General features: G+C 38.6%; 18 protein-coding genes. 5 read left to right on the forward strand and 13 right to left on the reverse strand.

Going from position 1 to position 20186, the window contains the following annotated elements; translation table 11 throughout:
- Positions 1-152: 152 nt before the first annotated feature.
- From O9316_RS04610 to O9316_RS04620, 3 genes are all read left to right on the forward strand, one after another.
- Complete coding sequence (locus tag O9316_RS04610; protein WP_298205093.1) at positions 153-371, forward strand: hypothetical protein; 219 nt, start codon at positions 153-155, stop codon at positions 369-371.
- A 275-nt stretch (positions 372-646) separates the two neighbouring features.
- Entirely contained in the window at positions 647-2791 is a 2145-nt protein-coding gene (locus tag O9316_RS04615; RefSeq protein WP_298205094.1) for a hypothetical protein, read from the forward strand.
- A 141-nt stretch (positions 2792-2932) separates the two neighbouring features.
- Positions 2933-3418, forward strand: a complete 486-nt coding sequence (locus tag O9316_RS04620; protein ID WP_298205095.1) for a hypothetical protein — start codon at positions 2933-2935, stop codon at positions 3416-3418.
- A 19-nt stretch (positions 3419-3437) separates the two neighbouring features.
- Here O9316_RS04620 and O9316_RS04625 read toward each other — a convergent pair whose 3' ends face one another.
- From O9316_RS04625 to O9316_RS04665, 9 genes are all read right to left on the reverse strand, one after another.
- Positions 3438-3878, reverse strand: coding sequence for a protease complex subunit PrcB family protein (locus O9316_RS04625; RefSeq protein ID WP_298205096.1), 441 nt, complete (start codon positions 3876-3878; stop codon positions 3438-3440).
- Positions 3875-5005: an N-acetyl-alpha-D-glucosaminyl L-malate synthase BshA gene (gene bshA / locus O9316_RS04630; RefSeq protein ID WP_298205097.1), complete on the reverse strand. Its 1131-nt coding sequence runs from the start codon at positions 5003-5005 to the stop codon at positions 3875-3877. The genes O9316_RS04625 and bshA overlap by 4 nt, the downstream gene beginning before the upstream one ends.
- A gap of 140 nt (positions 5006-5145) precedes the next feature.
- Positions 5146-8160, reverse strand: a complete 3015-nt coding sequence (locus O9316_RS04635; RefSeq protein ID WP_298347035.1) for a glycoside hydrolase family 3 N-terminal domain-containing protein — start codon at positions 8158-8160, stop codon at positions 5146-5148.
- 9 nt (positions 8161-8169) lie between these two features.
- A complete protein-coding gene (locus tag O9316_RS04640; protein ID WP_298205100.1) occupies positions 8170-8652 on the reverse strand; it encodes an ABC transporter ATPase in 483 nt (160 codons plus the stop codon).
- 126 nt (positions 8653-8778) lie between these two features.
- Positions 8779-9570 carry a (Fe-S)-binding protein gene (locus O9316_RS04645; protein ID WP_298205101.1) on the reverse strand — a complete coding sequence of 264 codons (792 nt, stop codon included), beginning with the start codon at positions 9568-9570 and terminating at the stop codon, positions 8779-8781.
- A gap of 27 nt (positions 9571-9597) precedes the next feature.
- Complete coding sequence (locus O9316_RS04650) at positions 9598-10044, reverse strand: phosphoheptose isomerase (protein WP_073362337.1); 447 nt, start codon at positions 10042-10044, stop codon at positions 9598-9600.
- Positions 10045-10137: 93 nt separating this feature from the next.
- Positions 10138-11460: a (Fe-S)-binding protein gene (locus O9316_RS04655; protein WP_298205102.1), complete on the reverse strand. Its 1323-nt coding sequence runs from the start codon at positions 11458-11460 to the stop codon at positions 10138-10140.
- 6 nt (positions 11461-11466) lie between these two features.
- Positions 11467-12420: an MlaD family protein gene (locus tag O9316_RS04660; protein ID WP_298205103.1), complete on the reverse strand. Its 954-nt coding sequence runs from the start codon at positions 12418-12420 to the stop codon at positions 11467-11469.
- A 34-nt stretch (positions 12421-12454) separates the two neighbouring features.
- Complete coding sequence (locus O9316_RS04665; protein ID WP_298205104.1) at positions 12455-13615, reverse strand: N-acetylmuramoyl-L-alanine amidase; 1161 nt, start codon at positions 13613-13615, stop codon at positions 12455-12457.
- Positions 13616-13746: 131 nt separating this feature from the next.
- Here O9316_RS04665 and O9316_RS04670 point away from each other — a divergent pair, with 131 nt between their 5' ends.
- Together O9316_RS04670 and O9316_RS04675 are read left to right on the forward strand one after the other, a co-directional pair.
- Positions 13747-16341, forward strand: coding sequence for a putative LPS assembly protein LptD (locus O9316_RS04670; protein ID WP_298205105.1), 2595 nt, complete (start codon positions 13747-13749; stop codon positions 16339-16341).
- Between the two features lies 1 nt (position 16342).
- Positions 16343-16723: a RidA family protein gene (locus O9316_RS04675; protein ID WP_298205106.1), complete on the forward strand. Its 381-nt coding sequence runs from the start codon at positions 16343-16345 to the stop codon at positions 16721-16723.
- 2 nt (positions 16724-16725) lie between these two features.
- Here the strand turns inward: O9316_RS04675 and O9316_RS04680 are convergent, their stop codons facing one another.
- The 4 genes from O9316_RS04680 to pfkA form a co-directional block, all read right to left on the reverse strand.
- On the reverse strand, positions 16726-17094 hold the full coding sequence (locus tag O9316_RS04680; protein ID WP_298205107.1) for a methylglyoxal synthase: 369 nt from the start codon (positions 17092-17094) through the stop codon (positions 16726-16728).
- A 55-nt stretch (positions 17095-17149) separates the two neighbouring features.
- A complete protein-coding gene (locus O9316_RS04685; RefSeq protein ID WP_298347038.1) occupies positions 17150-18001 on the reverse strand; it encodes an N-acetylglucosamine kinase in 852 nt (283 codons plus the stop codon).
- 70 nt (positions 18002-18071) lie between these two features.
- A complete protein-coding gene (gene gap / locus O9316_RS04690) occupies positions 18072-19073 on the reverse strand; it encodes a type I glyceraldehyde-3-phosphate dehydrogenase (protein ID WP_298205109.1) in 1002 nt (333 codons plus the stop codon).
- 39 nt (positions 19074-19112) lie between these two features.
- Positions 19113-20099 carry a 6-phosphofructokinase gene (gene pfkA / locus O9316_RS04695; RefSeq protein ID WP_073362352.1) on the reverse strand — a complete coding sequence of 329 codons (987 nt, stop codon included), beginning with the start codon at positions 20097-20099 and terminating at the stop codon, positions 19113-19115.
- Positions 20100-20186 lie beyond the last annotated feature (87 nt).

Raw genomic sequence — 20186 nt, forward strand, 5'->3', positions numbered from 1 at the left:
GCTAAAATCAATCATAAATGAAAGTCAAAGTCCGCTAAAGAAAACCGTGTTGTTAATAGCTACATCATTCTCCGCATGGTATGAATTTAAAAACATAATAAATTTACCGTATATTAATTAGACCATAGCCCTTTTTTTTAAACCAATTTATTATGGCATTCCTCATTGGGATGCCTTTTTTTGGATATTCCCAACAAGTAAAAATTGAGGGAAAAGTAATTGACTCTAGTAGTAAAGTATTATCAAACAGCATAATTATTGCAAGTGATACTGAATCGGGTAATCGAATTTTAGGATTTAATACTTCGGATTTAAATGGTGATTTTCGTTTACTAATCAATTTGAAAGCAAACTTGATAGTATTTGGTTAACCGTTAGGCATATTTCATACGAGACATTACGATTAAAAGTTCCATATAAAAGTTGTAAAAAAGACTTTCAGCTTAAATTAAAGACAGAAACTTTAGATGAAGTTGTAATTAAAGGAAAAGAAACCATAAGTATTAAAGGGGACACTATAACTTATAACGTTAACAGATTAAAATCAAAAAAAGATGTAACTATTGAAGATGTTATCCAAAAAATTCCCGGTGTAAGTATTCAACAAAACGGACAAATAAAATATTTAGATAAACCTATTAGTCATTTGTATATCAATGGAGTAGATTTACTTGAAGGAAATTATTCTATAGCTTCACAAAGCATTCCTGCGGATGTTGTTGAAGAGATTGATGTGATGCAAAAACATCATCATGAACGTATTCATATTGGTAAAACAGAGACAGATAAAGTAGCTTTTAATTTAAAAATCAAAAAAAATGCTGGCCTATTTTTCGGAAGCTTAACTGGAGATGTAGGCGTTCCTTTCTTGACTGGGAAATTAGACGCAACTCCAATATATTTCAAAGATAGTTTTCAAAACATTGCTAGTGTAAAATCAAATAATATTGGCAAAACATTGCTTAGCATTGGTGAAAATTTAACTTCCGATAATTCAAATGTTGGCAACTTTATTTTGGAGGATACACAAGTTATTAATAAACCTAATGTCAAAGGTGTTGCGATATCTGATAAATATTGGTTAAATAATGAATCCTATGCTATAACTAATGATGCTTTGCATAAAGTCAATGATTCAACTACAGTGAAATGGAATTTTAATTATGGAAATGAAGTGAGTAAAATAGAACATGTTTTAACTAGTGAATTTTTGACTAATAATCAATCGAGTAATGTTTTTAACAGAAATCGAAATCAACTAAACACTACATTTTTTAATGCTGTTTTGAATCAAGAAATCAATAAAAGAAAATTTTATTTAAAAAACACTACAAGTTATCGATATGGAGATAACTCAGGAATTGAGCGTGTCACTATAAACAACAATTCTCTGGAATCCAATTACAATCAAAATAATTTTCAGATTAACAACAATACTAACTTCAAAACCTTAATTGGTAATAAAAATATTTTTCAAAGTGGCATTTTGATACAATACCTACAAAATACTGAAGAACTACTGGTGTCTCCTCCAGTTTTTGAAACCATACTAGGTACTACGAATACGAGTGATTTCACAAAACAGCAAGTTCAAATCAAAAAATTTAATTTAGTTAGTTTTTCGCAATACAATTTTAGATTTGCAAAGTTAGAATGGAATTTAAGTCAAAATTTAAACTTCCATTATTTCAATTTTGATAGTAATTTAAAGCAAGAATCAAATTTAAACACTCCCATTTTTCCGTTTTCAAGTGATTATAATTATCAAAAAATAGCATCAACAACAAAACTCAATTCAAAAATTAAAATTGGAAAGCTAACACTATCATGGAATGTATCGCTTGACTATATAGACTTACATACTATTGAAAATAAAAGCTCTCCTTTGTCTTTAACAAACTCTTACGTTTTTATTCAACCTGATATAGCTTTAAAGTATAATTTTAATTCAAAATGGAAAATTGGTATTAATTATAGTTTTGATACTAAAATATCTGATTTCTCACAACTCTATACACCAACCCTTTTGACGAGTTATAATACCGTTATTCAAAATCCAAATTTTATTAATGTCATCAGAACAAATTCATTTTTACCCTCTATAAATTATAGTAACATATTAAATAGTTTTTATTTTAGTTTAAAAGGGAACATAAATCAGATTAAATCAGATGTAACTTTTTCTAATGAGTTGAATAATGATGGGTTTCTGACTACAAATGTTATTCAAAGACCTAATTACACCCATAACTATGGATATTCTCTTTATTTAACAAAGGGATTTCTAGGTTCATTTAAAACTGATTTTAATTATTCTTTTAACATATTCAAGAATCAATTATTCTTCAACAATCAATTTCTCAATGCTTTTAATAGAAGAAATAGCTTTGATTTTTCGATGAATTGGGACAAAGGGAGTTGGTTTTCTATTGAATATAAAGCAAAACTAAATTTAGGAACCTCTGAAACAGAAAGCAATAAAATCAGTAACTCATTCCTTTTTCAAAATTTGAATTTGGATATATACACTAGTAACACTACACGATTAAGTTTAGGCTTTGAGTCATCAAAAACTAAATCTTCTCTGAGTAGCAAAACCAATGTTAACTCGCTTTTTAATATGGCTTTTTATTACAAGCCATCTAAAAAACTAAATGTTAATGTCACTTTGTTGAATATTCTTAATACTCAATTTTTTACAACTACAAACAGTTACTTGAACTTTGTAAACGAATATCAATTTTCATTACGACCAAGGCAACTTACCTTAGGTCTATACTACTCACTATAATCCATTATTTCACCCTCAAAACGCACCACACCACAAAGCAGCAAAATTTTTCTTAAAATCGAGTGTTAAAACATACTAAAGCCTTTATTTTACGGTTTGTAAAAGAACACGCTCTAATTTGTTTAACTAAATTTTGTAACTATGAAAAAAATGCTGTGTATGTTCGCCTTGCTGGGTGGCGCCTATTTTGCTCAAGCACAAGACATTTCAAAACACGCTTTGGGTCTTCGTTTGGGAGACAATGATGGATTTGGTGGTGAAATCTCTTATCAGAGAGGCTTATCCAAAAACAACCGTCTTGAATTTGACCTCGGATGGCGTAACAGCAACAATGTTGACGCATTTAAATTGACAGGGCTGTACCAGTGGGTGTGGGAAATTGATAACGGATTCAATTGGTACGCTGGTGTTGGGGGTGGTTTAGGAAGTTGGAGCTATGATAAAAATGGCGTTTCCGATAATGGAACATTTTTATTTGCGGCAGGAAATGTTGGTATAGAATACAATTTTGAAATACCGCTGCAATTATCCTTAGATTTCCGACCCGAAATTTATTCGAATTCTAGTGATTTCAGAGACGAAAGTTTCGGTCCCGATATCGCTTTAGGGATCCGTTACCGTTTCTAACAATAAACACAAATCCCGGTTACTTGCCGGGATTTATTATTTGTAGATCAATCGGTTTTTTACTTTTTATTTTCAATACAAAATTAGGAGTAGTTAGCGCTGTGGTGGCCATACCTTTTGGGGGAATTTCGCGAATAACCACTTCTACTTTATCCTTTAAAATTTTTACTTTTTCTACCTTAATCGACCAACCTCCTGTAGGCTTTTCACCCAAATTGACCAAAATAAAATTGTTATCTTGAATGTCATTTGGCTTTAGATAGGGACTAATAATGGGATCTTTCAGCAACATTTGGTATTCACTTTCTTCAGTTATCATTTCAAAAAACTGAAAAGAGGCTCCATCATAGTCTCTGCCAAATAAAATATCATAGGCTGTGAAGCTTGATTCTGGAGGCAATGTCGATTTACAAGCGGTTAGCAAAAAAATGCTATAAAATATAACTAAGCTTTTTTTCATGATTTGTGAATGGCTTCATGGTATAACTTTTCATATTGGGGTAAAATAAGCGCAATGTCGAATTGTTGAGCCACTTCGAGTGCTTGTTTCTTAAACGTAGCTAGGGTTGCATTATTGTTGAGAATGGAAATCGCATCTTGGGCCATCGTATCAATAGCACCAACGGGGGCCAAATATCCGGATACTCCATGCGCATTGACTTCTGGCAATCCTCCTGTATTGCTGGATATTACTGGTACACTCCAAGCCATCGCTTCAAGGGCTGCCAAACCAAAACTTTCCGTTTCAGAAGGGAGTAAAAACAAATCGGAATAGGCCAAAATGCTGTCGATTTCGTTGCTATTTCCAAAGAAAATTACCTTGTCGACGATGCCTAATTCTTCACACAATCGTTCCGCTGGAAGCCGTTCGGGACCATCCCCTACCAACATTAACTTGGAAGGTATCGTTTGTTGAATTTTATAAAATATCTTAACTACATCAGGAATGCGTTTTACCTTCCTAAAATTACTGATATGGGTAATAATTCGTTCTTCTTTTTTGGCCATAACCGAACGCTGGTAGGCAATATGGTTTTCATTGCGATGTTTTTCCAATTCAATAAAGTTGGGAATCACATGAATTTCATTTTTTATATCAAAAAGCCGATAGGTTTCCTCCTTTAAGTCCCGGGAAACTGCAGTAACAATATCTGATTTATTGATGCTAAAACTAACCGCCGTTTTATAATTGGGATGTTTACCTACCAAAGTTATATCCGTTCCGTGTAATGTGGTAACCATGGGAATATGTATCCCTTGGTCGCGTAACATTTGCTGTGCCATATACCCTGCATACGCATGAGGAATGGCATAGTGTACATGCAATAGTTCGATTTTGTAAAGCTTAACCATGTCAACCAATTTACTGGACAACGCCAATTCATAGGGTTGGTAATGAAATAAGGGGTATTCGGGCACATTGACTTCATGGTAATGCACATTGGGGTTGAGTAAAGCCAAACGAACGGGTTGTCGGTAGGTGATAAAATGAATTTCATGACCTCTTCGGGCCAATTCCAAACCCAATTCTGTGGCCACTACGCCACTTCCCCCAAAGGTGGGGTAACAAACAATAGCAATTTTCATATTCTTGAAGCGCAGCATCAACTTTTTCCCAATAAGCAAAACAGCCTAAATCAGCGACTTAGATTTTCACAATGGGATTTAATCTGCTCAACGAATTTACCAAAAAAATCAAGCGAAAAACACGGAGCCAACAATTAAAATTAGCGATCTAAAATGGCTTCTTGAATAATTTTTTGAATGTCCTCACGGATGTTTTCTTTCGACAACTTATTGGGAGCATTACTATCGGGAAAAGTTCGGTTGGATAGAAACACATACACGATTTCACTTACAGGATCGGCCCAAACCATGGTACCTGTAAATCCGGTATGACCAAAGCTTTGCATTGAAACACAACCACACGTGGGCCCTTCTTTTCCTAATTGGGGTTTGTCAAAACCTAATCCTCTTCGGTTCCCATCAGCGCAGTAATGACAGGTATTAAACGTAGTGAAGGTTTCGGGTGAAAAATAATGGATACCGCCATAGTTCCCTTGTTGCAAATACAATTGCATTATTTTGGCCATATCCAAACTATTCGAAAACAACCCCGCATGTCCAGCGACGCCTCCCATCATGGTAGCGGCCATATCGTGCACATACCCTTGTATCCAAGTTTGACGAAAATAGTTATCAATTTCGGTGGGTGCTATATTACGTGCGTCAAATTTATGCAAAGGATTAAATCGTGCACTAGACAAGCCCATGGACTGATAAAAATTGGTTTGAATCGCTTCATCCAAAGGTTTACCCATAAATTTCTCTACAATGCGTTGTAAAATTATAAAGGTAAAGTCAGAGTATTTGTATTCTTTTTGATCCAACAGTTTACTCTCTAAAATCTGGGTGAAAATCGATTCTTTGTATTCATTTTTCAAATATAAATTTTCAGAAACTTGAACTTCAAAACCGGGCTTTTGTCCCAAACTGTAATACTGTGGCATTGGACATTTCTCAGCATCTAATGTCGCTTTATAAAAGGGGATCCATGCTTGTAGTCGTGCGTAATGCGATAACAATTCTTTTAACGTGATGGCTTCCTTATTGGTTCCTTTTGTTTCTGGCAAAAGCTCGCCCAATGTTTGATCGAGTCGTAATTTCCCTTGATCATACAATTGCATCACCAACGGTAAAGTAGCAGCGATTTTAGTTACAGAAGCCACATCGTACAGGTCTGAAGGTTGTACTTTGGTCTGGGCCTCATAGGTTTGATTCCCATACGCTTTATGAAAAATCACTTTGCCACGTCGGGCAACTAACACTTGCATTCCTGGGGTCATAGCACCATCGATGGCTTTTTGGGCTACTTGATCGATACGGGCTAAAGTTGTTGGACTCATGCCTACATTCTCCGGTGCCGTAAATCCTAATCGATTGAGGGGGGTAAAATTAAAACCATGCCCTTCATGAAATTCAGCATTGATGGTAACGGGTAATTTTCCTTTGGGTTCAACCGCACCAAACAGTACTTGAGCCGAAACCACTTGTGCAATTTCACTGTTTTGATACGATACCACTACAGCTTCAATATTTTCATAGGAAGGAACTGCTGAAAGCGCATAGGGTTTGACAAAACCATCTAAAATAACTTTATTCGACTGAGCTATTTTATCTAAAAGTTGAAGTTCAGCCTCCGAAAAATCATGTTTCCGCCAAGCCCGGTCTGATTTATGAAACCCAACAATAACGAGATCAAACGCTTTCAACCGTATATTTAGCGTATCGGGATGACTTTCAACCACTTCTGTAATATCGGTATACTTGCGAAGGGTTTGCAAAAAAGGAGTATTCTGATCGTCACCTAATTTGATATAGGCAATTTTTTGACGCAAATCTTTAATGGGAAGAATATCGTCTTGGTTTTTGACTAATGTGATGGCATTTTCATAGATTTGATAATGCAAGGCCTCCTTAAAAGGTGTAAACATTGCTTCAGGAATTCCTTTTTCCTCAACGAGCTGTGGCTTCTGTAATCCAATTTTGTATTTGTAGCGCAATATTTTTTTTACGGATTGGGCCAAACGGTTTTCAGAAATCAAGCCATTTTGGTAGGCTGTGGCAATTTTTTCACTAGCCAAAGGAACATTTTCGGGAAAAAGTAAAATGTCGTTTCCCGCTAAAAAAGCTTCCAAATCCAATTCCCCCGGCGCCATAAATTTACTAGCCCCTTTCATGTTTAAGGCATCGGTAAATATCAATCCTTCAAAACCTAATTCGTCTTGTAGTACATTGGTTACCACCGAATGGGAAACCGAGGTAGGCCAACCGTCACGGTGTTCCAAACTCGGAATGTTTAAGTGAGCCACCATCACCGAAACCAGCCCTTCATCAAACATTTTTTTGTAAGGATACAATTCAACCCGTTCAATGCGCTCTTTGTCAAATAACAATTGAGGCAAAGCATGATGCGAATCGGTAGCAGTATCGCCATGTCCGGGAAAATGTTTCCCTGTACAAAAGACCCCCGTGCTTTGAACGCCTTTCATTAATGCTACCGCATGGTCGGTGACATTATGCTTTTCTTCACCAAAAGAGCGATGCCCAATAATGGGATTTTTGGGATTGGTATTGATATCTAAAACAGGTACGAAGTTAAAATGGCATCCAATTCGTTTGGCTTCCAACGCCATTTGTCGGCCTACTTCTTCAATTAATGCATAATTTTTAACGGCACCTAAGGTCATATTCCAAGGGTATTTGTAGGTGGAATCCAAACGCATATTGAGTCCCCACTCAGCATCAATCCCAATAAATAATGGGACTTTGGATTGTTTTTGAAAACGATTAGTTAGTTTCGCCTGACGAACAGGACCGCCCTGAAAAAAAATCAAACCTCCAATGGATTCGTTTTTTATCAATCGATCCAAACTGTTGAAATGCGCACTATCTTTATTGGAATACGCAGCCACCATAAACAATTGCCCAATACGTTCTTTCAACGTCATTTGGTTGTAAACGCTATCGGCCCAAAGCTGTTCTGCTGGAGTATCTTTGAAAAATGTTTTGCGATCGGCTTTGGCCACGGGGATATACACGTCATCTTCCTCTCCAGAAACGGTATTGGGTTTTGGAAGAGATTTTGAGTGGGTTTTCGATGGGCCATTTTTTACGGAATTACATTGAACCGCAAACGCAATCGCGAAGAGCAAAAACAAAAATTTAGCGTAGTGTTGCATGAGAAGTAATTAGAAAAAACGTGCATGCCAACTTTCAGCGGCGGGAACTTCCCAATGCGAATGCCACTCCTCGACCGTGTTTACCAAATTATTGAAAACAATGGTGTTGGGACCCACCGATTTTTCCTTGACCATTCGCTTAAAGTCAAGTAAGGTTTTGTGGGTGATAAATTCTCCTTGACGGAAAGTTACGTTCATTTTATCCAACAAATCAATTTGATATTGCTGTTCTAATTGTTGAATTAAAGCTACTGAAGCGTCTATAGAACAGCCTGTTGGCGCTTGAACAGAGGTGTTAACTGCCAACACAATAAATCGCTGGTAAACTAGTTTAAACGAAGCTTCCAAAGCGGTACCGTGGGCCGACCATTGCTCCACAAAATGCAACAATACCTGTTCGATTTCGGTTACTTCCTCCTCCGAAAGTTTGCGATTGGCAGGGTAAATCCATATTCGGGATTCCTCGGGTAATTGTTCAAAAGGAATGTACATATGCTATTTTTTTTTGGGCCGTGATGGCATCACTTTAATTTGGATTGAAACGCCGGTTTGTATATTTATTGTGATACTATAATGGGTGATAAGGTAATCACACCCTAAAATGTATCACTTCATTCGTTACAAATCTTGGGCGTTGGCGATTAATTCAGCAATGTCTAATACTTTGACTTCACCTTCTTTTTCAAAATGCTTCACACCATCGGTCATCATGGTATTACAAAAAGGGCAACCGGCTGCAATTACCTCAGGTTTGGTTTCCAAAGCATCTTCGGTGCGCTCGATATTGACGTCTTTGTTCCCTTTTTCAGGTTCTTTAAACATTTGAGCACCTCCAGCTCCACAGCATAAGCCGTTGGCACGGGATCGTTTCATTTCGACCAATTCGGCGTCCAATTTTTCAATCAAAGCCCGTGGCGCTTCATACACATTATTGGCACGTCCCAAGTAACATGGGTCATGAAATGTGATGCGTTTTCCTTTATAGGTGCCCCCTTCAATTTTTAAACGCCCCTCGTCCAATAAGGATTTAAGAAATTGGGTATGGTGAATAACTTCATAATGTCCCCCCAGTTCTGGATATTCATTTTTCAGCGTATTGAAACAATGGGGACAAGCGGTAACGATTTTTTTTGCCTCATACGCATTCAAAACCTGAATATTCATCATGGCTTGCATTTGAAACAAAAACTCATTTCCTGCACGTTTCGCTGGATCGCCAGTACAGGATTCTTCTGTCCCTAATACCGCGAACGATACATTTGCATTGTTCAAAATTTTGACGAATGCTTTGGTAATTCGTTTGGCGCGATCGTCAAAGCTTCCTGCGCATCCCACCCAAAAAACCACTTCAGGTTGTTGCCCTTGCGCCATCATCTCGGCCATTGTCGGTACATTTAAAATTTCAGCCATAGTTCAATTCGTTTGAAAATATTCTAACTATTCATGTTTCCCATCATCAAAGACTTGGATGGTGACTTCTTTTTCGATTAAATCGGTAAACTTCCCACGGTATCGGGTTGCTTTGACCAAGTGGTTGTCAATCCAGTGGTAGTTTCCGCCACGGGGTTTTCCAAATAAAATGCCGTGGTATTTGAAACCGTGTTGTTTTAACCACGTTTCGGTATACGCACGATGCGCTTCGGTACGGGAGGTAAAGAAAAAAATCACATGACCTTCGTCGTACCATTTGTTGAGCGTAATCAAGGCATCGGGATAAACTTCTGCGGTTAACATGCGCTCGGGTTCTTCATTCGGAATATCATCACAAATCGTTCCATCAATATCGATGAGGTAATTTTTGATGCCTTCCGGTAAAATAGGGCTAAGATGCTGTCCATTTTCAGTAACAGACTGTAAAGACTTTTCAATGTCTTCTGATTTCATGATTTCGAATTTTTGATTAGATTCATTTGTTCTGTTCCATTCCCGCCCTCACATTAGGAATGGTTCAGTTATAGTTTGATGCCATGCATCGCGTTACTCACTTTTCCAATTCAAACGATCCATTTGGTTGTATTGCCATGGAGCGCCGTTATTTTCAATATTCGTCATCATTGCGTTGAGCGATTGTGGTGCAGCACTTTGCTCCATGACCAAATAGCGTCGCATATCCATGATAATTGATAACGGACTTATATTTACGGGACACTCTTCTACACAAGCATTGCACGAAGTACAGGCCCATAGTTCTTCAGTCGTAATATAATCATTCAACAACGATTTGTTATCCGGAACAAACACCCCTTTGTTGGTATCGATGTTTCGACTTACTTCTTCCAAACGATCGCGGGTATCCATCATAATTTTTCGGGGAGACAATTTTTTACCCGTTTGGTTCGCTGGACAAGAAGAGGTACAACGCCCACATTCGGTACACGTATAGGCATTCAGCAACTGTACCCAATTCAAATCCATGACATCACTCGCTCCAAATTTAGCAGGAACCACATCGGTTGAAACAGGAGCCGCAAAAGGATCAGCGTTGGGATCCATCATTAATTGTACCTCACGAGTAACACTCTCCAGATTATCAAGCTTACCTTTGGCATTCAGGTCCGCATAATAGGTATTTGGAAAAGCCAATAAAATGTGCAAATGTTTAGAGTAATATAAATAATTCAAGAAAATCAAAATGCCTACAATATGCATCCACCAGAAGGTTCGCTCTAATAACACTACCGTACCTTCATTAAGTCCATTGAAGATTGGACTGATAAAATGACTCACAGGGAACGAACCTGCACTCACATAATGCGAAGCACCTGCTTGTTGCAACCAAAAATCGGAAGCATTCATCAACAAGAACAATGACATTAATACAATTTCAAAATACAAAATAATGTTGGCGTCACTTTTCGGCTTTCCCTCCAAATCCGTACTCGCAAAACGACCAAGTTTCAACACATTTCGTCGTGCCCAAAACACAACAACAGCCACCAAAACAAGAACCGCCAACACTTCAAAAGAACCGATTAAGAAACTGTAAAAGCCACCCATAAAGGCAAATATGCGGTGGGTACCAAAAAGTCCGTCGATAACAATCTCGAGCATTTCAATATTGATGATCACAAATCCCACGTACACCAAAATATGCATGATTCCCGAAACAGGGCGTTTTACCATTTTGGACTGTCCCAAGGCAATCATCAACATATTGTTCCAACGCGCTTTTGGATTATCAGATCGGTTGACCGCTTGTCCTAACTTGATGTTACGCATTAACTTTTTGACATTAAGGGCAAAATACCCCACGCCAATTGCCAAAATGACCGCAAAGAAAATATTATCCAAATATTCCATCGTATTTTATTTTTTTATCGTATCGGCAACAGGAGCCACATACGGTTTATTTTTTTTACCAAACAAGGACACGTTTACATAACGTGTCGGATTTAAACGCAAATCTTGCAACAACAGTTCCAATTCTTTGGACGTTTTAGTGAAATTGGCATACAACTGCTCGTCTTTCATTAATTTACCCATCGTCCCTTTTCCGGCTTCCATTTGCTGCAATAGAAGATTTACATTTTTTAAAGTTTCATCCAATTTAGCCACGGTTTCAGACCAATTGGCTTTGGCTAAATCGTCGGAAATTTTCACAAAATTAGCTGAAGCTTTTTCTGCGTTAGCCATGGTCCCTTTGATGTTTTTTTGGTTTTCGACCAACATCGTATTGGTTTGGGCTCCTGCTTGTTGAAATGCTATCAACATGGCATCGAGGTGCGCCAAACTTTGACGCAAATTCTCTTTGGTAGAAGCATCCATCACCTGATTGATGTTTTCCATCATCGCGTTGGTATTGTCTAGCAACTTCAACACTTTTACTTTCAACGGTTCAATTTGACGCGCAATCTCCTCGGTAAGTCCCAATTTGGTTGCCGGAACCAACTGCCCTCCATCGGGAATTAAATTTCCAGAGGCCGCGGGAATAATGGCTATTTGTTTTCCTCCTATCGGACTCGGTGCATAGATTTCAGCTTTACTTCCTTCTTTGATGGGAAAATCGGTATTGATTTGCAATGCTACTGTGATTTTTGCAGTTTCATTGTCCAAACTCACAGCACTCACTTTCCCGATGGTTAAACCGTTGATAGTAACCGGAGCCGATTTTTCTAATCCTTCCACATTATCATAAACCACATACAAAACCCGTTGTTTACTCAATATGTCTTTACCCTTCAAAAAACTATAGCCCCATATAAAAAGGAGTATGGAGGCAATGACGAGTATGGCTGTTTTTAATTCCCGAGTTAGTTTCAAAATCAACTATTTTTTAAGCTGCAAATTTATAATTTTATTTCATAGCTTCTTGCACCGAAACGCTCTTTCCATCTTTAAATGCAATTACAAATGCTTGGGTATACCCTTTGGATTTGGCTTCTTGCAATAACTTTTTAGCTTCTTCATAATTAGCCGTTTGTCCGTAGGTGTATTTATACAATCCTGCGGGGGTTTGTGTCACTTCAATATTTTTTAACCCGTTAAAATTTGACGGAACCGTTTCCAACTTCTTGGCACTTGCTGAGATTTGAACTTTAAAAACTACCCCTTTAGTGACCGGTTTGTCCACAATTTTCGGTTCTGTCTTTTTGATAACCGTATCTTTTTTGGAAGGCGAAGGTGGTACCGGCAACTCCTCAACCCGTTGGGAGGGTTTCACTGAATCGGAATTGTCTTCTCCGTCAAAATGATCTTTTTTATAACTTAAAATGGCTTTGTAAATCGCATCCGCTATTTCATTTTGCCCTTCTTCTGAATCCAATCGTGCGCCTTCCACAGGATTGGAGACAAATCCCGTTTCAATCAATACTCGTGGCATATAGGCTTTGTGCAAAACCATATAAGGAGCTTGTTTTACACCTCCACCACGACTTTTTTTACCCAACATTTTTACGAAATTATCTTGAATTTTGGCCGCAAGTGCGATACTATTCTCCAAAAACTCCTCTTGCATAAGCATCATGCCCAGCATCGTCTCGGGTTTTCGAGGATCGTATCCTTCATATTTTTGTTTGTAATCCTTTTCTAAGGTAATTACCGCGTTCTCTCGTTTGGCCGCTTCCAAGTTAGAAGCGTTTTTGGACATACCCATTACATAGGTTTCAGTACCATCGGCGGCGGGATTTTTGTTGGCATTACAGTGAACAGAAACAAAAATACTTGCATCGGCGCGATTCGCAATATTAGCACGTTCAATCAAATCAATAAACACATCGGTTTTTCGGGTGTAAATCACTTCAATACCATTGTGTTTCTCTAATAATTTTCCAACTTTGAGTACAATTGCTAAATTGATATTTTTCTCAATATGTCCATTATATACGGCTCCAAAATCGTGATCGCCATGCCCTGCATCAAGGGCTACTTTAAATTTTGACGTTTGTGCTACTAGTCCACTGAGGGTGAAAGTAAAACAAAAAAACACTACTATCGCTCGCGCAAAGGGTTGACTCATAATTCTAATCGTTAATTTTAATTAAATCCGTAAAAGGATAAAATAATTTATTAGCTATTTTTGACGAAATAATATGTAAGTTTGCCCGTCAAAAATCGGACCACATTTTTACAAAAATAGTATTAATCCTGTTGCGTACCAAGATATTTTATATCGTTTTATTAGCCGTTTTCCTAACATGGGGAAGCTCAAGCAGCTATGGTCAGGTAACTACTTCAAATTCATCGACTCCCAACGAAAAATTAGTCAAAGTCACCCCTTCTGATTCGATTACTAAAGGAAAAAAATACTTGGAAAGTATCGTCGACTATTACGGAAAATCCTATGTGAAGTTTGACCAAAAAAAGCAAATCATCACCATGATGGATGAGGCGGTTTTGAAGTACATGGATTACGAGTTGAAGGCGGGTATTATTGTTTTTGATTATAAAAATGACGAAGTATATGCAGGTCGTTTAAAAGATACGGCGGGAAATTACATTCAATATCCTGTTTTTAAACAAGGTGCTACAGTAGTGGAGCCCGACTCGATTCGATTTAACTTTAAAACCAAAAAAGCAAAGGTTTGGAATTCGCGTACTAAGCAACAAGAATTGAACATCCTCGCTGAAATCTCCAAAAAAGAAAATGATTCGGTGTATTTTATGAAGGGAGCTCGGTTTACGACTTCTGAAAATGTGGAAGATCCGGAGTACTATTTTTTGGCACGAAAAGTAAAATTTGTACCCAATAAAAAAGTGGTCGTCGGGTTTACCAACATGTATATCTATAACGTCCCTACCCCTATTGCGGTTCCTTTTGCCTTTTTCCCTATAACCACCAAAGCGCGGTCTGGCATTATCATTCCAGCCTACGGGCAAAGCAATTCCCGCGGCTTCTTTTTGCAAAATGGCGGGTATTATTTTGCTTTGAGTGATCATTATGATTTGGCTTTATTGGGCGATTATTTTACCAATGGGAGTTATGCTTTACGGGCCGAGACCAATTACAGTAAGCGCTATCATTTTAATGGCACGTTTAATTTGCGTTTTGAAAATCAAATTTCCGGTGAACGCGGATTTCCAGGCTATGCCAAACAAAATATTTACAACATTCAATGGAACCACTCGAAAGATGCTAAATCCAATCCCAATTCCCGATTTTCAGCCTCGGTCAACTTAGGAAGTAGCCGCTATTTTCAGCAATCCTTAAACATCAACAACTTGGGGTCGCAGTTGAACAATACCTTGAGCTCGTCGATTACCTATTCCAAAACGTTCAATACCGAACCCCAAATAAACATTACCGCTTCGGCTACGCATACGCAAAACAACCAAACGCAACAAATTGATATGACCTTGCCTACACTACAAGGAAGTGTAGACCGAATTTTCCCTTTTGCGCCCAAAAGTGGGGTCAAAAAAGGAATCATTCAAAACATCAATTTTCAATACAATGTCAACGGACGAAATCAGTTTCGGGTTCAAGAGGAATTTTTCTTCCGAAAAGAAATGTTCGATACGGCACAAATCGGGATGCAACATTCGATTCCGCTGCAAACCAATTTTAAATTGTTTCAGTTTTTTAGCGTGACTACTTCCCTGAATTACAACGAGGTTTGGGTTAACAAAACTATTCGTAAAAGCTTCAATACAGCAACCAATGAAGTGGTTACAACGCAAGTTAGTGGAATTGATGCTTTTCGTACCTATTCCATCAATAATTCCATAGGAACAACCATTTATGGGAATTTTAAATTTAAAGGCGAGGGGCGTCTCAAGGCCATTCGTCATACCATTCGCCCTACATTAACGCATTCGTATACGCCTGGATTTGATCAATATTTTGACAATTATGTATCCAACAGTGCAGGAACGGTATTGCGGTATACACGATTTGAAAGTGGGATTTATGGCGCTCCTTCCAATGCATTATCCAACGCGCTTGATATTTCCATTGTAAATGTTTTGGAGGCAAAAGTTCGCGATCGGGATTCAACCAAAACAGAATTGAAAAAGATATTTTTATTAAATAATCTTACCGTAGGAACTCGCTATAATTTTGCCGCACCCACTTTTCGACTGGGAACGTTCAACATGACGGGCGGAACTTCTTTGTTTAAGGAAAAAATGAGTGTCAACTTTGCTGCGGTTTTTGACCCCTATCAATTGGATGCTTCCAAGGTACGGGTGGAAAAATTTGTATGGGACAATGGCGGTTTTTTGCGCATGACAAGTGCCAATGTAACCATCAATTACACCTTTAACAGCTCGGGTGAGCCCCCCAAAGAAAATGTGCAAGGGCTTCGCAACGGAGGACGTGGGGACAATTTGTTTGGAGCCAATGAAGAAATCAATCGTATGGAAGACAAAGAGGAAAAAGAAGACTCCTTTGCTGGTTTTTATAAGTCGATTATTCCATGGGATATCAATTTAGCTTATGCCCTCACCTATTCCAATGATCGCGGTCAAAATGAGATTACGGGCAATTCCCTTATGATTGCGGCCAATACTACGCTCACTTCCAAATGGACTTTGGGGGTTTCAACTGGGTATGACTTTAAAAATAACGGTATTGTGGCGACTAATTTACGCATCAATAGAGATTTAGACAGCTGGAGCATGAACTTCAATTGGAGTCCTTTTGGATTGAATCAATTCTGGGGCTTTTTCATTGGAATCAAGTCCGGTATGTTAAGCGATATTAAGTGGGATAAAAATTCACAACCGGACCGAACCTTACGATAATATGAAAAAAATTATTTTTACAACAAACGCTCCTGCTCCTATTGGCCCCTACAATCAAGCCGTTTTGGTGGGTAATACGCTTTACACCTCTGGTCAAATTGCACTCCATCCCGAAACAGGCGAATTGGTCGTTTCGGATATTGAAGCGGAGACCCAACAAGTCATGGAAAACATGAAAGCCGTATTGGCTGCTGCTGAAATGGATTTTTCACACGTGGTTAAAACAACCATTTTTATCATGAACATGGGTGATTTTGCGCGCATCAATGCGGTGTACGCTCGTTATTTTGATGAAAAAACGGCTCCGGCTCGAGAAACTGTTCAAGTGGCTTGTTTGCCCAAAAATGTCAATGTGGAAATCGCTATGATTGCCATCAAATAAGCTTATTTCTGTAACGTGGCTACCAAACGTTTTGCTGTAGCCTCATTGGTGGCCAACGGTACATTGTGAACATCACAAATGCGAATAAGCATGTTGATGTCGGCTTCGTGTGCGTGACTGGATGCAGGATCTTTAAAAAACAAGACCATCTGTGTTTTTCCTTCAGCGACTCGGGCGGCAATTTGGGCATCACCGCCCATGGGTCCCGATAAATAGCGTTTGACCTTAAATCCAGCAGCTATCGCTTTACTTCCTGTTGTTCCAGTAGCAATAATTTTGACTCCTTCTTGTTGCAACAAGGTTTTGTTTTCGTTTAAAAACTGAACCATATCGGCTTTTTTCCCGTCATGGGCAATTATGGCAATTTCCATAGTTCCGTATTTTGTATAAAAAAACTCCAAAAAAATGGAGTTTTAAAGTGAATTATTATTTGTTTAAAATGTGATAGGCAATCAAACCGTCAATGGGGCGTCGCAACACATTTCCAATTTGGATGTTATAGCGACTTAAAATGGCGGTAAGTTCTTCTTTTAAATAAAAAGCTATCGAACCCACAAAATGAACCGGTATTGAAGTATGTTGCGGGTATTGCATGATATAATTTTCAACAAAATCGACCATTTCCATCTCAATATACTTTTGACAGAAGGGATGATCTTTGTGTTTAATCAAAAACTTTGCAAACGTAGCCAAATACGCATTGGGATTGGGTTCTTTGTATAAATTGTGTTTGATATAATCCGGGTCAACATTGTACTCCTCTTCAAACTCGAGTGCCAATTCTTTGGGCATTTTGTTGAAATAGTATCCGCGAATCAAATGGCGTCCAAAACGATTCCCAGAACAATCATCCATGGCGATATACCCTAGGGATTGTACTTTTTGATGCAAAACTTTTCCGTCAAAATAGCTGCAATTGGACCCTGTCCCCAAGATACAAACGATGGCTTCTTCATCTTTGGGCGTGGTGGCATAAACGGCGGCATAGGTATCTTCATACACCGATACGATGGCCTGCGTGAAATATTCTTTGAACACCTCCGTTAAAAAATCTTTCATGCGGTCGGTGCCACAACCAGCGCCATAAAAGTACAAATGGGTGGCTTTGTCTTTGTTGTGGGAAATGTCGAACTTATCCTCTAATCGATCGATAATTTCGTCCTTATCCAAAACTTCAGGATTTAAGCCCAACGATTGCGTGGTAAACAAAACTTTACCACTTTCATCTTTAGCAATCCAATCGGCTTTGGTTGATCCACTATCTACTAATAATTTCATAGGTTTGGGTTTGGTTAGTCACAAAAAATCCCGAAAAGTTTACAGCGCAAACACTTTCGGGATTTTATAGTTATAGCGCAGCAATATGTACTGCTAAATCAATCAACTTGCTGGAGTATCCGTATTCATTATCGTACCAAGATACCAATTTGAAGAAGGTCGAATTCAATCCGATTCCCGCTTTTGCATCGACAACTGAAGTACGCGCATCGCCAACAAAATCTTGAGAAACTACATCATCTTCCGTAAAACCAAGAATACCTTTCATTTCATTTTCTGAGGCCTTCTTTAATACCGCCATGATTTCCTCATACGACGTTTCTTTAGCCACTTTTACCGTCAAATCCACTACGGACACGTCTACCGTAGGAACACGGAACGACATTCCAGTAAGTTTGCCATTCAACGAAGGAATCACTTTACCTACGGCTTTGGCGGCCCCAGTCGACGAAGGAATGATATTGACACTGGCTGCACGTCCACCGCGCCAATCTTTACGCGAGGGTCCGTCAGCTGTCATTTGTGTTGAGGTAGTCGCGTGTACTGTTGTCATTAATCCCTCAACAATTCCGAAATTGTCATGAATCACTTTGGCTAATGGTGCCAAGCAGTTGGTTGTACATGAGGCATTGGAAACCACCAAATCTGTGGGTTTAACTTCAGTATGGTTTACGCCCATAACAAACATAGGAGCATCGGCCGAAGGAGCTGAAATGATTACTTTTTTGGCTCCTCCTTTTAAGTGCGCACTCGCCGTTTCTACAGTGGTAAAGAATCCGGTACATTCTGCTACGACATCAACTCCTAATTCATCCCATTGAATCAAAGCAGGATCTTTTTGCGCGGTTACGCGAATATACTTATCGTTGACATACAATTTTCCGTCTCTTACGTCTACCGTTCCATTAAAACGTCCGTGCACTGAGTCATATTTCAACAAATACGCCAAATGGTCAACATCTAAAAGATCGTTGATGGCTACAACTTCTACATTATCTCTATTATAGGTTTCTCTAAAAACGATACGACCAATACGACCGAAACCGTTTATTCCCAATTTCACTTTAGACATTTTCTTTTTATTTATGATTTAAACTTGATTATTAATAATTTAGATGGTCATGATATCGGACACGCGAACCAATTCCAAATCAATTTCGGTATGCCCTTTAATGGCTTGTTCCAAAGGTGTGAGCGCTACTTTGTCGTTGAGTAACCCGACCATGAAATTGGACTTGCCTTCCAAAAGCGATTCGACTGCTTTTACGCCCAATCGCGAGGCCAATACCCGGTCAAAACAAGAGGGGGATCCACCGCGTTGCATATGTCCTAACACCGATACACGAACATCGTATTCGGGCATGTTTTGTTCGACATAATCTTTTAATTCGAAGACATTTTTACCAATTTTATCGCCTTCTGCCACCACAACGATAGAAGATGATTTACCCGACAATTTACTGCGTCGTAACGATTCGAGTAAACGCTCTAATCCCAAATCTTCTTCGGGAATAAGAATTTCTTCGGCACCTGCACCGATTCCGGCATTTAAAGCGATATGACCGGCATCACGGCCCATCACTTCCACAAAAAACAAACGATTATGGGAACTGGCTGTATCGCGAATTTTATCAATTACTTCGACTACGGTATTTAAGGCTGTATCGTAACCTAATGTATGACTGGTGCCGAATATATCGTTATCAATCGTTCCTGGAATTCCAATCACCGGAATTTTATATTCTTTATTAAAAACTTCAGCTCCGGTAAACGAACCGTCTCCACCGATAACAACCAAGGCTTCAATACCCGCTTCTTTCAAATTTTCATACGCTTTGGCTCTTCCCTCAGCCGTCATGAATTCTTTAGAGCGAGCCGACTTCAAAATAGTGCCGCCTTTATTGACGATATTGTGAACCGAGCGCGGTCCCATTTCTTTAAAATCACCTTCAATCATACCTTGATAACCGCGGTATATCCCCATACAATCGACATTGTAATAGGCACAAGCACGAACTACCGAACGAATGGCTGCATTCATACCTGGGGAATCCCCACCGGATGTTAGTACGCCAATCTTTTTTATTCTTTTTGACATATTCCTCACTTTAATAATGTAAAATTAGCAAACCTGTAGGATATAGAATAGGACGTTTTTACCGATTTCACAAAATCGGCAAACTTC

The organism is Flavobacterium sp., from assembly GCF_027533505.1.
Taxonomy (GTDB): domain Bacteria; phylum Bacteroidota; class Bacteroidia; order Flavobacteriales; family Flavobacteriaceae; genus Flavobacterium.

Bases quoted from the DNA above. Each gene is read 5' to 3' on its own strand.
- O9316_RS04610 (WP_298205093.1), top strand. From the start codon at position 153: ATGGCATTCCTCATTGGGATGCCTTTTTTTGGATATTCCCAACAAGTA.
- O9316_RS04620 (WP_298205095.1), top strand. From the start codon at position 2,933: ATGAAAAAAATGCTGTGTATGTTCGCCTTGCTGGGTGGCGCCTATTTT.
- O9316_RS04625 (WP_298205096.1), bottom strand. From the start codon at position 3,878: ATGAAAAAAAGCTTAGTTATATTTTATAGCATTTTTTTGCTAACCGCT.
- bshA (WP_298205097.1), bottom strand. From the start codon at position 5,005: ATGAAAATTGCTATTGTTTGTTACCCCACCTTTGGGGGAAGTGGCGTA.
- O9316_RS04635 (WP_298347035.1), bottom strand. From the start codon at position 8,160: ATGCAACACTACGCTAAATTTTTGTTTTTGCTCTTCGCGATTGCGTTT.
- O9316_RS04640 (WP_298205100.1), bottom strand. From the start codon at position 8,652: ATGTACATTCCTTTTGAACAATTACCCGAGGAATCCCGAATATGGATT.
- O9316_RS04645 (WP_298205101.1), bottom strand. From the start codon at position 9,570: ATGGCTGAAATTTTAAATGTACCGACAATGGCCGAGATGATGGCGCAA.
- O9316_RS04650 (WP_073362337.1), bottom strand. From the start codon at position 10,044: ATGAAATCAGAAGACATTGAAAAGTCTTTACAGTCTGTTACTGAAAAT.
- O9316_RS04655 (WP_298205102.1), bottom strand. From the start codon at position 11,460: ATGGAATATTTGGATAATATTTTCTTTGCGGTCATTTTGGCAATTGGC.
- O9316_RS04665 (WP_298205104.1), bottom strand. From the start codon at position 13,615: ATGAGTCAACCCTTTGCGCGAGCGATAGTAGTGTTTTTTTGTTTTACT.
- O9316_RS04675 (WP_298205106.1), top strand. From the start codon at position 16,343: ATGAAAAAAATTATTTTTACAACAAACGCTCCTGCTCCTATTGGCCCC.
- O9316_RS04680 (WP_298205107.1), bottom strand. From the start codon at position 17,094: ATGGAAATTGCCATAATTGCCCATGACGGGAAAAAAGCCGATATGGTT.
- O9316_RS04685 (WP_298347038.1), bottom strand. From the start codon at position 18,001: ATGAAATTATTAGTAGATAGTGGATCAACCAAAGCCGATTGGATTGCT.
- gap (WP_298205109.1), bottom strand. From the start codon at position 19,073: ATGTCTAAAGTGAAATTGGGAATAAACGGTTTCGGTCGTATTGGTCGT.
- pfkA (WP_073362352.1), bottom strand. From the start codon at position 20,099: ATGTCAAAAAGAATAAAAAAGATTGGCGTACTAACATCCGGTGGGGAT.